Source organism: Stenotrophomonas sp. 3(2025), assembly GCF_052665395.1.
Genome location: NZ_JBQOIF010000020.1, coordinates 78,514 through 89,298 on the forward strand (window position 1 = coordinate 78,514; position 10,785 = coordinate 89,298).

The following is a 10,785-nucleotide window of genomic DNA, read 5'->3' on the forward strand; positions in this document are numbered from 1 at the left end:
GCTCAGATCGCCCGCGAATAACGCGGCTGCTCCTGCGCAGCGCGCAGATAGGGATCGAAGCACATCGCCAGCAGGCGCAGCAACGGCCGCCCCGGCTCGCTGGCACGCACCACGCCATCGCGGTACTCGGCCAGGCCATCGTGTTGCAGGCGTTGCACGGCCTGCAGGTCTTCGGCGAAGTAGGTCTCGAAATCAATGCCGTGGCGCTGGGCCAGTGACATTCCATCCACCTCACCCTGGCACATCAACTGCTGGATCAGCTCGGCGCGCAGCTGGTCGTCGGCACTGAGTGCGACGCCGCGCCAGACCGGCAGCTGTCCCTGGTCCACCGCGCTCTCCCACGACGGCAGGTCACGCGGATTCTGGCTGTAGGTGGCACCGATGTGACTGATCGCACTTACGCCAAGGCCGAGCAGATCGGTGTCGGCGTGGGTGGTGTAGCCCATGAAGTTGCGGTGCAGCTGGCCGGCGCGCTGGGCACGCGACAGATCTTCTTCCGGCAATGCGAAGTGGTCCATGCCGATGTACTGGTAGCCGGCTGCGGACAGGCGCTCCACCGCCAGGCCCAGCAGCGCCAGCTTGTCTTCCGGCGAAGGCATCCGGCTTTCGTCGATCTGCCGCTGCGCGCGGAACAGGTGCGGAAGATGCGCATAGCCATACACCGCCAGTCGATCCGGACGCAGCGCCAGCACAAGTTCCAGGGTGCGGCCGAAGCCCTGCAGACTCTGCCCTGGCAGGCCGTAGATCAGATCGACGTTGACCGAACGCATGCCGCTGTCGCGGCACGCACGCAGGATATCCAGCGTCTGCCGTACGCCCTGCACCCGGTTGATCGATTCCTGCACCTGCGGGTCGAAATCCTGCACGCCCAGGCTGGCGCGGTTGAAGCCCAGCCGGGCCAGCATCGCTACGTCGCTGGTGTCGATGAAACGCGGGTCCAGTTCGATGGAAAAATCACGCTGCGACGAACCGCTGAAATCGAAGCGGCGGCGCAGGCCCTCGACGAGCGCGGTCATCGCATCGGCATCGAGGAAATTCGGCGTACCACCGCCAAGGTGCAGCTGGATCACTTCACGACCATCGGCGAACTGCGGTGCCAAAAGGTCCGCCTCGGCCAGCACGCGTGACACGTAACTGTGGCCACGCCCGCGATCGCGGGTGATCACCCGGTTGCAGCCACAGTAGAAGCAGGGGCTGGAGCAGAATGGAACGTGGACATACAACGACAACGCGCGCGCCAACGGGTTGCTGTCGGCGATCGCCTGGCGCAGCGCAGGTGCGTCGAAGCCGTCATGGAAGTGCGGCGCGGTGGGATAGGAGGTGTAGCGCGGGCCGGGACGGTCATGCCGTCGCAACAGATCGGGATCGAAGGTCCAGGCCAGGCCACCGGCAGCGGGAGAGAACGTGTCCATGGCGCCAGCATCGCCCCAAGCCTGGCGGTGCGCCTTGACCCAGATCAATCCTTGGTGGGCACGCCCAGCACCGGCAGCATGACCTGCGGCCAGCGCAGCATCTGGTAGCGGCGCCAGAAGGTGTCGGCGATGCGGGCGGCCACATCGTCGGCCAGCGCCTGCATGGGCGGGTTGTTGCATTCGGCCGTGGTGATGTGGAACAGCACCAGCCAGCGGTCGAACAGATCCTTTTCCAGATCGATCGCCATGTGCTTGGACATCGGCGAGCCCTTGAACCTGCGGGTCCCGCGCAGCATCGCCGACCAGAAATCGACGAGCTGGGCCAGGTGTTCCGGCCAGTCGCGCACATGCCCTTCGAATACCGGCCCCAGACGCTCCTCTTCACGCACGCGCGCATAGAAATCGTGGACCAACCGGGTCACTTCCTCCTCGCTGCACAACTCTGGCGAAGCAATGGGAAGGGCAGTCGTGGGCGTTGCGTTCATCAGGGCACCAAGTGCGGATCGGCAGTGTGCCGCATGCCGCCACCACCGCTGTTGATCCAGATCAATGTCAGCGCACTGCGGCGCACCTAGGCTGGCACGCTTGCAGGAAGCATGCCCTGCGGATGCTGCGCCAACCACGGCGAAGTATACGCGCCGCCCTCTTCTTCAACCCGAACCCGCATGAACACACCGACTTCCAGCCGCCAGCGGCGTATCCAGCATTGGGGTGCAGTCCTGTGGCCCAGCTTCATCGCCGCCGGCCTGGCCTGCGTGGTGTTCTTCGCCTTCGTCGATCCACTGCGGCTGCAGGCGATCAGCTTCCCGGGTACGGCCATCAGCCGTGAGCTGGGCTACACCGCAGGTTTCTTCATGTTCTGGGCGGTCACCGCACTTTCCAGCGCGGTGACCGGCTACCTGCTGCGGCCGATGCCGAACGAAGAGGATGAGGAGCTGCCACTGGGATGAGCATCACCGCATCCTCGCCCCTGCGCGCATGGCGTTGGCGCCGCACCCTGGGCCTTGCGTTGCTGGTCCTGTTCCATGCGCTGCCGTGGCTGCAGTGGGATGGACGGCAGGCCCTGCTGCTGGACCTCAACGCGCGCCGCTTCGACCTGTTCGCCTGGACCCTGTGGCCGGATGACATCGGTGTGTTGCTGGGGCTGCTGGCGGTGATGGCGGTGGGTCTGGCCCTGCTCACCCACTTGGCCGGTCGCGTGTGGTGCGGACATGCCTGCCCGCAGACGCTGTGGACACGAGCGTTCGACGGAATCGCGCAGGCATTGGCCCGCATGCTGCCAGCGAAGCTGGCGCGGCCGGCCACCCAGTTGGCCTGGTTGCTGCTGTCGCTGTGGACCGGGATCACGTTCGTCGGGCTGTTCAGCCCGATCCGCGAACTGGTCACCGGCGCGTTCGATGGCGCATGGAGTGGCTGGGAGAGCTTCTGGGTGCTGTTCTATGCCGGCGCCACGTGGGGCAATGCCGGGTTCCTGCGCGAGCAGGTGTGCCGATCACTTTGCCCGTTCGCGCGCATGCAGCCGTTGCTGACCGACCCGCACACCCCGCGCATGTTGTATTACCCACGCCGCGGCGAGCCGCGCGGCGCCCGCCCGCCGGCATTGGGCGGCGTGCTCGGCCGCGGCCGCGGCCTGCTCGACGCGACCACCGCGCAGGACTATGTCTTCCGCGCCGCGCATCCGCTGCTGGCCGGACCGATGCCCACCTTCAGCGCGGATCGGCTGGGTGACTGCCTCGATTGCATGGCCTGCGTACGCGCGTGCCCGATGCAGCTGGATATCCGCCATGGCCCACAGGCCGACTGCCTGGCCTGCGGTGCCTGCCTGGACGCGTGCGCGCAGCAGCAGCATCAGGCCGGTTTCGGTCCCAGCCTGGTGCGCTACTGCAGTCCGCAGGTGATGGCAGGCCAGCCGCGCCGGTGGTGGCGCCCCCGCACCACGGCCCTGGCATCGTTGCTGCTGGCGCTGCTGGTGTGCGGCGCTTGGCGCCTGCTCTGATCAGCCCGGCTCGCCCGGGCGTGGCGGTACCAGCTGGGCGCGACGGACGATGCCCAGTTGTTCGATGATCAGCGCCATTTCATTGGTGACATCGGTACGCCCGGTCCCCTGGGGAACCAGACGATCAAGCACCTGCTGGTAGGTATCCCAGAACGCCGGACCGCATCCGTGTTTGTGATAACTGGCTTCCAGTTCGCGGCGTACCCGTTCAGCCAAGCCATGCATGCCGTATTCCATACGACCTCCGTTGGACTTGTTCTGCATCGTTGACGGTCGACCGATTCACTTGCGAGCTACTGAAAGACTCCCGGCCTTCACAGCCGGTTGATGCCAATTAGTCATAGATTTCACGACACGTCAATTACAGGCCGCGACTTTCGCGATTGAAATTATTAATCGTTCATGAAAGGCCGTAGCGACCGGGATCAGAAACGTCCGTGCCGATGTCGACAAAGCCAGCCGGCGAACCAAGGTATCCATCACAGATCGGACCATCGCTGGGCACACGTCGATCGATTCTGTCTATGTTGCTAAGCATACTTAGCAAATCGATCTTGGCGGCTTGTCTGCGACAACCATCGACGCATCTCATGCGGTTTCGTCGTGCGAGTCGTCATCCATCGGGAACAACGCAGGGTATCGCTGCTGCAGGATGTAGCGCCTGAGCGGCGGGATGGGAAAGCCCCTGGGCCACTGCGAGACAGCGGATCTGCTGATTCCAAACAACCTGGCGAGCTCTGCGTCGGTGGAAAAGCCCAGCCGCGTGCGGACCTGCCGCTTGCTCCAGAATTCGTCCATTTTCGATCCCTTTCATCATCAAACTTATTCTTGCGCCAAGGCCTCTTTCGCTTCCACGCGTTAAGCTGGCTTGCATAGATGAATACTCTTGGACAACGACTCGCGGTCGCCATGAAGGACGCCGGGCATGCACGCCCGGCCGACCTGGCGCGTGCCGCCGAAACGACGACGGCAACGGTCAGCAACTGGCTCAATGACCACGTCAAGGCCAACCACGTGAAAGCCGAACAGCTGTTCCGCATTGCCGATGCGGTGAAGCTGGACCCACGCGAGCTGCTCTTTGGCCCGCTGGGACGGGGAGTCGGCGAGCGCGGCACGGCCTACATGCACATGCCCAGCGAAGCCCATCTGGATGTCTGGCAAGCGGCCTATGAGCTGGTCGCCCACATCCTTGACGAGCGCGGACTTGAGGTGGGCTACCGTCGCGAGGCCACGCTGGGGTTGATGGCCCATGACCTGTTGATGGAGGGCGTCAGCCGCGGCAAGGTCGCACGCGTGGTGATGACTGCCCTGCCCTGACCCATCGCGGGCTGGTAGCATGGCCGTCGATGGGGATGGGGCTCCCCCGATAACCGCCTGAGATGGCTGATGGCTCCTGCTGAGACGAACCCGGCGTTCGTCGATGGCAGGCCGTGCCCGCCATTGCGTCCGCCGTCGAACCTGCGAACACGCACTCGAGGCAAGCAATGCAGACGTTCAACAACTATGTGCTGGTATTCCTGGGCGGCGGTGTCGGCGCCTGCCTGCGCCATGCCTGCAATCTGATCGGCGCCCGCGTGGCCGCCGGCAGCACCTGGCCCTGGTCGACGTTCCTGGTCAACATCAGCGGCGCCGTGCTGATGGGCGTGGTGGTGGAGGCGTTTGCGCTGCGCAACGGCGCGTCGCCGCAACTGCGCCTGCTGCTGGCCACCGGCATTCTTGGTGGCTACACCACGTTCTCCACCTTCTCGCTGGAAACCGGCCTGCTGCTGCAGCGGGGCCAGCATGGCCTGGCCGCACTGTACGCCGGCGGCTCGGTAGCCCTGGGCCTGGCCGGGCTGTTCGCCGGCATGAAGCTGACCCGGCTCGCGCTGGGGTAACACTCAGCCGGCAGCAGCGCGCGCCTGTCCGCGCCACTGCCGTGGCGATTGCCCGGTGTGTGCCTTGAACGCCCGCGACAACGCGGCCTCGCTGCCATAGCCAACCTCGTCGGCGATCCGTTTCAACGGTCGCCCCTGCCGCAACGCCTGCTGCGCCAGGCCTACCCGCCAGCCCTGCAGATACTGCCCGGGCGTGGTACCCATGGCCTCACGGAAACTGGCGGCGAACACGCTGCGCGACATGCCTGCAACATCGGCCAGATCTTCCAGTTTCCAGGCCTGGGCGGGTGCCTCGTGCATGGCCACCAGCGCCAACCGCAGCCGTGGATGGCCAAGCCCGGCGAACAGGCCGCCGCGCATCTCGCCCCCCTCCATCAACTGCCGCAGCACCTGGATCATCACCACCTCGAACAGGCGGTTGACCATCACCGTGCGACCGCAGCGCTGCTCGAATGCCTCCTCGAACAGCAGCTCCAGGGCGGCATGGCCGCCATACAGTTCGGCCAACGGCAGGCAGATGAAATCGGGCAGCGCGGCACTGATCGGGTTGAGCCTGCCGCCCTCGAAATGGAGATTGGCGCAGGCCATGTCCGCGCCATGCTGTGGATCGGTGTGGAAGCGGTGTGGCAGCGGGCGCGGATACAGCAGCAGGCTGGGAACGTCGACCTGCACCGTCTGCGTGCCATGACTGACCTGCAACGGGCCGCGCCGCACCAGGTGCAGCTGGCCGGCGTCGCCTTCGGCCTCCAGGCTGTTGATGCCGCATAGCGCGCCGGCATGGAACACCGAGGCGGTGACCGCGAAGCGTTCGAGCAGGATGGCGAGGCGATCGACCATGGCGGGACTCCAGATCAAATGGAAGGGAGCAGATACGGCAGATCGTATCGAATTCGATTGCATTGCGTCAGGGGCTAGCCACCGTGCAGAGGCAGCGCTATACAGGCGGCACCTTCCGCGCAGACCGCACCGGCCAGGGCAAAGACCATGATGCGAACCTTCCACCGGCTGGTCCTGGCACTGGTCCTGCTGCTGCCGCACGTGTCGCAGGCCGCCGCGCCGCCCGCCCCGCCACGCACCTCCAGCGGCGAGCTGCAGGGCGCGCGCTGGCGCCTGGACGTGCCCGCCGGCTGGAACGGCGAACTGGTAATGCTGGCGCATGGCTATGAACCAGTGGGCATGCCGCAGCCATCACCGATGCCGGCCAACGACAGCACCGCCAGCCTGCTTGCAGCGGGCTATGCCGTGGCGCAGAGCGCCTATGCCAGCCAGGGCTGGGCGGTGGCAGATGCGATCGTGGACATGGAACGCCTGCGCGCGCACGCCCTGTCCGAATTGAAGGACGTGCGTCGCACCTGGATTGTCGGCTTTTCGATGGGCGGTGCGGTGGCCATCGCCACCCTCGAACGCCTGCCACGGCACTACGCCGGTGGCGTGTCGCTGTGCGGGGCCAACCTGCCCGGCGAACAACTGGCCAACGACCTGCTGACCACCCTGGTGGCGTTCGACTATTTCTTCCCCGGGGCGAAGGGATTGCCCCGGCCGGGCCTGGCATCGGCGGAAGCTGCGGCACTGCCGCAGATGGAGCTCTATCAAGGCATCGCCGCCGCCCTTCAGACCCGGCCGGCCGTGGCTGCGCAACTGGCTGCACGGCTGCAGGTAAGCGTGGAGGCATTGCCGGGCACGATCAGCCTGCACGCGATGATCCTGCACGAACTGGCCACGCGCGCCGGCGGCATGCCGGTCGGCAACGTTACGACCGTCTACCGCGGATTCGGTGACGACAAGGCGTTCAACGCGGGCGTGCAGCGGCTGGCACCTGTTGCGCCGGCACAGCGATACGTGCGCGAAAAGCTGGCGTTGACCGGCGCGCTCAAGCGACCGCTGGTGATCCAGTTCAACAACAACGACCCGAGCATCGTGCCGCACATGCAGACGGTGTATCCGCAACTGGCCGAGCGCGCTGGCGCCACGCCATTGCCGCGCGTACTGCCTGCGGTGGGCGAGGGGCACTGCGGCTTTACGGATTCACAGGTGGTCGAGGCGTTGAAGGCAGCCGCGGCTCCCTTCTGAGCAGCCGACCGCATCAGTGGCCGAGCGTACCCATGGTGAAGGTATAGCCGGAGCGCATGAGGAAGTCGCGCATACGCAGTTCGGCGCGGCGCGGAGACGGAAGATCCGGCGGGCCATACAGGGCATAGACCACGCCAGCGCCCTCGATACTCTCCCGGCGCACATCGCAATGACGGCTCTCCGAGGCGACGACCCAGCCATCCTTCAGTTGATCGGGGCCGATGGACTGCCCGTTCTTCAGCCGGAATGTAAGCCAGCGCACATCTGCGGTTGACCTGCTCATTGCCGACCAGCCGCATCGTGCATGCGGCCCCTCATGTCCTTGCCTGCCATTGCTGCTCCCGAAGACCAGGACTCCGACCATACCCCGTCGCAATGTCGTGGCCGGCTGAGACTGCCGGCGGCGCGCGGCGGGCTTCACGCGCGTACGTCAAACAGCCTGCGTAATGCCTCCTGCCCGGCAGGTGTGACCTGCAAGTCGCGCCGCCCCGCGAGGCGACGCAGCCAGTGGTTCTGCAGGAAACTCTCCAGCAGTGCTTCACCCACCATGCCGGCCATGTGCGGGCGCCGCTCGGTGCAGTCCAGGCAGCCGCGGCAGTATCGCGCGGGCGTCACCTGTGGCGATCGCGCGATCAATTCTTCCAGCGGCTGCCCCACCGCGCGCAGGACGTCAGCGCCATGAGCCGTCATCTGCCAGTGGTCTGCCGCCGCGGTAATCGCCCCGATGGTCAGCAGGTGGTCACAGATGGCAACGGCGTATTCGCCCGCCAGGTGCCGGTAGCAGGTGCGCGCCCGGCGGAAGCCGGCATCAAACCGTACGGTTCGTGGAGAAAGCGGTGGCCGTTGATCGCTGAAACGCAGGATGCCTTCCAGCATGTCGGCGACCTCGGTCGAGGCAATCCGGTGATAGCGGTGGCGTCCCTGCACCTCCACGGCCAGGATGCCGCCGTCGAGCAACCGCCGTAGATGACTGCTTGCCGTCTGCGGCGAGATGCCAGCCACGCCGGCCAGCTCGGACGCCGTGTGCGCCCGGCCATCCATCAACGTCAACAGCATGGCCGCGCGTGCATGGTCACCGACCAGCGTGCCGACATGGATGAAGGAGCGGGACGTCTGGACCATGGCCGCATTGTGGCATGCCGCTTTCCGCGCATCGTTCGACCCGGATCGAAGCATGCTCTCCCCTGCACAGTGCACAGTCATCGCCCGCACCCCACGAGCCCAGGCATGCCACCGGAAGACTTCCAGCGCCGCTGCATCACCCCCTCCGTGCTCTACCCGGGAACACCGGTAGTGCTGATGACCACGTTGAATGAAGACGGCAGTGCGAACATCAGTCCGCTTTCATCATTCTGGGCGCTGGGCGACCGCGTGGTGCTCGGTATCGGCGAACAGGGCCAAGGCTGCAGCAACCTTCTGGCACGCGGCGAATGCGTACTGAACTTCGCAGATGCCACGCAGGCGGCGCAGGTTGAAGCCATTGCCCGCGCCACCGCTCGCACCCCGGTGCCGGAATCGAAGCGTTCCATGGGTTACGTGCACGTGCCTGACAAGTTCGCACTGGGCGGCTTCAGCCGCGTCGATTCGGTGCAGGTGGCACCGCCCGCGATTGCCGAATGCCCGCTGCAGGTGGAGGTCACGCTGCTCGCCTCGCATCGGCCCAGCGGAACGCAGGATCAGGGCTTCATGATCGTCGAAGGACGGATCTGCCGGGTGCATGCGCACGAGGCGATCACCGTTGCCGGAACCCAGCACATCGACGTGCAGCGCTGGGCACCGTTGATCTACCTGTTCCGGCACTATGTGGGCACCACCACGCCGGTGGCGCGCAATTTCCGTGCTGACGATCCTTTGCCGCTGACTGCATGACAGCTGCAATCAGGAAGAAGACGCGGGCGCGTTGGAGTACTTCTCGCGAACCTCCTTTTCGCGGTCGCGACGCGCACTCGAGCAGCGCTCGCGGGCTGTCGTCATCTGGCTGTCGGCCGAGGTCCGTTCAGAACTCAACGACTGCTGCAGACTGGAAATCTGCGCACGGATGCCGGATTCGCTGGTGGCACCGGCGAGATTGCTGCTCGCTGCAGCCAGCTGCCGGTTCAGATCGGCCACCTGCTGATTGACCGCCTGGCTGCGCGATTCCAGCGGGCCGTAGATGCGCGACTGCTCGCTCTGCAGGCAGTTGCGCTCGACAATGCCGGCGTCATTCAATTCGGCAGTGCGATAGACCGCGGTGCGGTTGGCAAGCTCGCCAGCCGATTCCGCTGCGGCGCGGTTGGAGCGCAGCTTCATCGGTTCTGCGCCGGCACCGCACGGATGCTGTGAATAGGTGGTTTCACCGGACGCACCCTTGCACTTGTAGACCTGTGCCGATGCCAGCGGCGCGACCAGCAGCAATGCCAGGACGATGCCAGGTTTCATGTTCATGCCAGACCTCCTGTCCCGGGCCCTGCGGCCCCGTTTGGCCATACGCTACGACTGATCGTACCTGCGGGCAAATGCCACCGCGCCAGGCCAATCAGCGCCGGGATCGACGCAGCTCCAGCGCGGCGAAGGTGTACCAGCCGAACGCCGGCAGCAGCGCGATGCGCTGGGTGAGGCCGCGATAGGGCTCCGGGTCGAAGCCGGAAAGCATCAGCCACAGATAGGCCATCCCCAGCAGCGAGGTGGCGCGCGCAATCCAGGCCATCCGCGTCGACGCAGCAGGGCCCAGCTCGGCCAGGAACAGCAGCGGGGTCAGGATCGAGAAGATGCCGATGCCATAGAGGCCATGCAGCGGGCTGCCCGTGGTGAAGACGCCATTGCTGACCATAGACACCCCGAACAGGGTGGAGGTGAGCACCGTGAGCGCGAAACGGCGGCTTTGCGCCAGCAACGCAAGGCTGAAGACGATGATGGCCGAGCCACTGACCACCGCGCCGACCTGCACCGCCTTGGCTGGCAGCCCCGGCATCAGGCCCAGCTCGCTGAGGTGCTGGGAGAACGGGTGGTAGCCGGGCACGGTGAATGCGAAAGCGATCAGCGCCAGCATGCCGCCGAGAGGAACGTATACCGCTTGCTGGATGGCCAGGTTCCGCACTGCAGTCACCACCGCTGAAGAGGAGTGCGGCGACGTTAGCAGCCGGTCCCGCCGGGTCGCATGTGCAGTTTGGTACCCCTGCTGGCGCCAGGGGACGCGCAAAGAAAAAGCCCTGACCGGAGTCAGGGCTTTTCAATTGGAGGCCTCAAGCGGAATCGAACCGCTGTAAACGGATTTGCAATCCGGTGCATAGCCACTCTGCCATGAGGCCAACGTACTGCGATCAGGAACGACGCCCCTGACATGACAAAACCCCGCGATGGGGCCTGTCGGAACATGGAGCGGGAAACGAGACTCGAACTCGCGACCTCAACCTTGGCAAGGTTGCGCTCTACCAACTGAGCTATTCCCGCA

15 protein-coding genes, 2 tRNA genes and 1 riboswitch are annotated in these 10,785 nt (G+C 65.6%); of the genes, 6 read left to right on the forward strand and 11 right to left on the reverse strand.

The window, feature by feature from the left end:
• Window positions 1–2 precede the first annotated feature (2 nt).
• Complete coding sequence (hemN, locus tag ACUXVE_RS15205; RefSeq protein ID WP_445514709.1) at window positions 3–1,412, reverse strand: oxygen-independent coproporphyrinogen III oxidase; 1,410 nt, start codon at window positions 1,410–1,412, stop codon at window positions 3–5.
• A gap of 44 nt (window positions 1,413–1,456) precedes the next feature.
• Window positions 1,457–1,897 (reverse strand): group III truncated hemoglobin, encoded by a 441-nt coding sequence (locus ACUXVE_RS15210; RefSeq protein WP_032976493.1) that lies wholly within the window; start codon window positions 1,895–1,897, stop codon window positions 1,457–1,459.
• A 180-nt stretch (window positions 1,898–2,077) separates the two neighbouring features.
• Here ACUXVE_RS15210 and ACUXVE_RS15215 point away from each other — a divergent pair, with 180 nt between their 5' ends.
• Window positions 2,078–2,362 carry a hypothetical protein gene (locus ACUXVE_RS15215; RefSeq protein WP_032976492.1) on the forward strand — a complete coding sequence of 95 codons (285 nt, stop codon included), beginning with the start codon at window positions 2,078–2,080 and terminating at the stop codon, window positions 2,360–2,362.
• Window positions 2,359–3,408 carry a 4Fe-4S dicluster domain-containing protein gene (locus tag ACUXVE_RS15220; RefSeq protein ID WP_445514710.1) on the forward strand — a complete coding sequence of 350 codons (1,050 nt, stop codon included), beginning with the start codon at window positions 2,359–2,361 and terminating at the stop codon, window positions 3,406–3,408. The genes ACUXVE_RS15215 and ACUXVE_RS15220 overlap by 4 nt, the downstream gene beginning before the upstream one ends.
• On the opposite strand, the gene ACUXVE_RS15225 is transcribed toward ACUXVE_RS15220, so the two are convergent.
• Both ACUXVE_RS15225 and ACUXVE_RS15230 read right to left on the reverse strand, forming a co-directional pair.
• Window positions 3,409–3,645 carry a hypothetical protein gene (locus ACUXVE_RS15225; protein ID WP_093817858.1) on the reverse strand — a complete coding sequence of 79 codons (237 nt, stop codon included), beginning with the start codon at window positions 3,643–3,645 and terminating at the stop codon, window positions 3,409–3,411.
• 351 nt (window positions 3,646–3,996) lie between these two features.
• Complete coding sequence (locus tag ACUXVE_RS15230) at window positions 3,997–4,206, reverse strand: transcriptional regulator (protein ID WP_025875167.1); 210 nt, start codon at window positions 4,204–4,206, stop codon at window positions 3,997–3,999.
• 78 nt (window positions 4,207–4,284) lie between these two features.
• On the opposite strand from ACUXVE_RS15230, the gene ACUXVE_RS15235 reads away from it, so the two are divergent.
• Both ACUXVE_RS15235 and crcB read left to right on the forward strand, forming a co-directional pair.
• A complete protein-coding gene (locus ACUXVE_RS15235; RefSeq protein WP_223485056.1) occupies window positions 4,285–4,725 on the forward strand; it encodes a helix-turn-helix domain-containing protein in 441 nt (146 codons plus the stop codon).
• Window positions 4,726–4,747: 22 nt separating this feature from the next.
• Window positions 4,748–4,811: riboswitch (Fluoride riboswitch) on the forward strand.
• Window positions 4,812–4,892: 81 nt separating this feature from the next.
• The gene (gene crcB / locus ACUXVE_RS15240; protein ID WP_025875171.1) at window positions 4,893–5,285 is read left to right on the forward strand and encodes a fluoride efflux transporter CrcB; all 393 of its coding nucleotides are present in this window, start codon (window positions 4,893–4,895) and stop codon (window positions 5,283–5,285) included.
• A gap of 3 nt (window positions 5,286–5,288) precedes the next feature.
• Here the strand turns inward: crcB and ACUXVE_RS15245 are convergent, their stop codons facing one another.
• Window positions 5,289–6,122, reverse strand: coding sequence for a cupin domain-containing protein (locus ACUXVE_RS15245; protein ID WP_445514711.1), 834 nt, complete (start codon window positions 6,120–6,122; stop codon window positions 5,289–5,291).
• A 150-nt stretch (window positions 6,123–6,272) separates the two neighbouring features.
• On the opposite strand from ACUXVE_RS15245, the gene ACUXVE_RS15250 reads away from it, so the two are divergent.
• Entirely contained in the window at window positions 6,273–7,355 is a 1,083-nt protein-coding gene (locus ACUXVE_RS15250) for an alpha/beta hydrolase family protein (RefSeq protein WP_445514714.1), read from the forward strand.
• A 13-nt stretch (window positions 7,356–7,368) separates the two neighbouring features.
• Here the strand turns inward: ACUXVE_RS15250 and ACUXVE_RS15255 are convergent, their stop codons facing one another.
• The gene (locus ACUXVE_RS15255) at window positions 7,369–7,638 is read right to left on the reverse strand and encodes a hypothetical protein (RefSeq protein ID WP_025875177.1); all 270 of its coding nucleotides are present in this window, start codon (window positions 7,636–7,638) and stop codon (window positions 7,369–7,371) included.
• Between the two features lie 134 nt (window positions 7,639–7,772).
• Window positions 7,773–8,411 carry an ArsR/SmtB family transcription factor gene (locus ACUXVE_RS15260; protein ID WP_261311930.1) on the reverse strand — a complete coding sequence of 213 codons (639 nt, stop codon included), beginning with the start codon at window positions 8,409–8,411 and terminating at the stop codon, window positions 7,773–7,775.
• 171 nt (window positions 8,412–8,582) lie between these two features.
• On the opposite strand from ACUXVE_RS15260, the gene ACUXVE_RS15265 reads away from it, so the two are divergent.
• The gene (locus tag ACUXVE_RS15265; protein WP_314819829.1) at window positions 8,583–9,224 is read left to right on the forward strand and encodes a flavin reductase family protein; all 642 of its coding nucleotides are present in this window, start codon (window positions 8,583–8,585) and stop codon (window positions 9,222–9,224) included.
• A 9-nt stretch (window positions 9,225–9,233) separates the two neighbouring features.
• Here the strand turns inward: ACUXVE_RS15265 and ACUXVE_RS15270 are convergent, their stop codons facing one another.
• The 4 genes from ACUXVE_RS15270 to ACUXVE_RS15285 all read right to left on the reverse strand — a co-directional run bounded on the left by ACUXVE_RS15270 (window position 9,234) and on the right by ACUXVE_RS15285 (window position 10,784).
• Complete coding sequence (locus tag ACUXVE_RS15270; RefSeq protein WP_261311931.1) at window positions 9,234–9,779, reverse strand: DUF4124 domain-containing protein; 546 nt, start codon at window positions 9,777–9,779, stop codon at window positions 9,234–9,236.
• Between the two features lie 91 nt (window positions 9,780–9,870).
• Window positions 9,871–10,431: a DUF998 domain-containing protein gene (locus ACUXVE_RS15275; protein WP_445514712.1), complete on the reverse strand. Its 561-nt coding sequence runs from the start codon at window positions 10,429–10,431 to the stop codon at window positions 9,871–9,873.
• A 137-nt stretch (window positions 10,432–10,568) separates the two neighbouring features.
• Window positions 10,569–10,642, reverse strand: a tRNA-Cys gene (locus tag ACUXVE_RS15280).
• A 66-nt stretch (window positions 10,643–10,708) separates the two neighbouring features.
• Window positions 10,709–10,784, reverse strand: a tRNA-Gly gene (locus tag ACUXVE_RS15285).
• Window position 10,785: the final 1 nt, after the last annotated feature.

Bases quoted from the DNA above. Each gene is read 5' to 3' on its own strand.
- hemN (WP_445514709.1), bottom strand. From the start codon at position 1,412: ATGGACACGTTCTCTCCCGCTGCCGGTGGCCTGGCCTGGACCTTCGAT.
- ACUXVE_RS15210 (WP_032976493.1), bottom strand. From the start codon at position 1,897: ATGAACGCAACGCCCACGACTGCCCTTCCCATTGCTTCGCCAGAGTTG.
- ACUXVE_RS15215 (WP_032976492.1), top strand. From the start codon at position 2,078: ATGAACACACCGACTTCCAGCCGCCAGCGGCGTATCCAGCATTGGGGT.
- ACUXVE_RS15220 (WP_445514710.1), top strand. From the start codon at position 2,359: ATGAGCATCACCGCATCCTCGCCCCTGCGCGCATGGCGTTGGCGCCGC.
- ACUXVE_RS15225 (WP_093817858.1), bottom strand. From the start codon at position 3,645: ATGGAATACGGCATGCATGGCTTGGCTGAACGGGTACGCCGCGAACTG.
- ACUXVE_RS15230 (WP_025875167.1), bottom strand. From the start codon at position 4,206: ATGGACGAATTCTGGAGCAAGCGGCAGGTCCGCACGCGGCTGGGCTTT.
- ACUXVE_RS15235 (WP_223485056.1), top strand. From the start codon at position 4,285: ATGAATACTCTTGGACAACGACTCGCGGTCGCCATGAAGGACGCCGGG.
- crcB (WP_025875171.1), top strand. From the start codon at position 4,893: ATGCAGACGTTCAACAACTATGTGCTGGTATTCCTGGGCGGCGGTGTC.
- ACUXVE_RS15245 (WP_445514711.1), bottom strand. From the start codon at position 6,122: ATGGTCGATCGCCTCGCCATCCTGCTCGAACGCTTCGCGGTCACCGCC.
- ACUXVE_RS15250 (WP_445514714.1), top strand. From the start codon at position 6,273: ATGCGAACCTTCCACCGGCTGGTCCTGGCACTGGTCCTGCTGCTGCCG.
- ACUXVE_RS15255 (WP_025875177.1), bottom strand. From the start codon at position 7,638: ATGAGCAGGTCAACCGCAGATGTGCGCTGGCTTACATTCCGGCTGAAG.
- ACUXVE_RS15260 (WP_261311930.1), bottom strand. From the start codon at position 8,411: ATGCTGTTGACGTTGATGGATGGCCGGGCGCACACGGCGTCCGAGCTG.
- ACUXVE_RS15265 (WP_314819829.1), top strand. From the start codon at position 8,583: ATGCCACCGGAAGACTTCCAGCGCCGCTGCATCACCCCCTCCGTGCTC.
- ACUXVE_RS15270 (WP_261311931.1), bottom strand. From the start codon at position 9,779: ATGAACATGAAACCTGGCATCGTCCTGGCATTGCTGCTGGTCGCGCCG.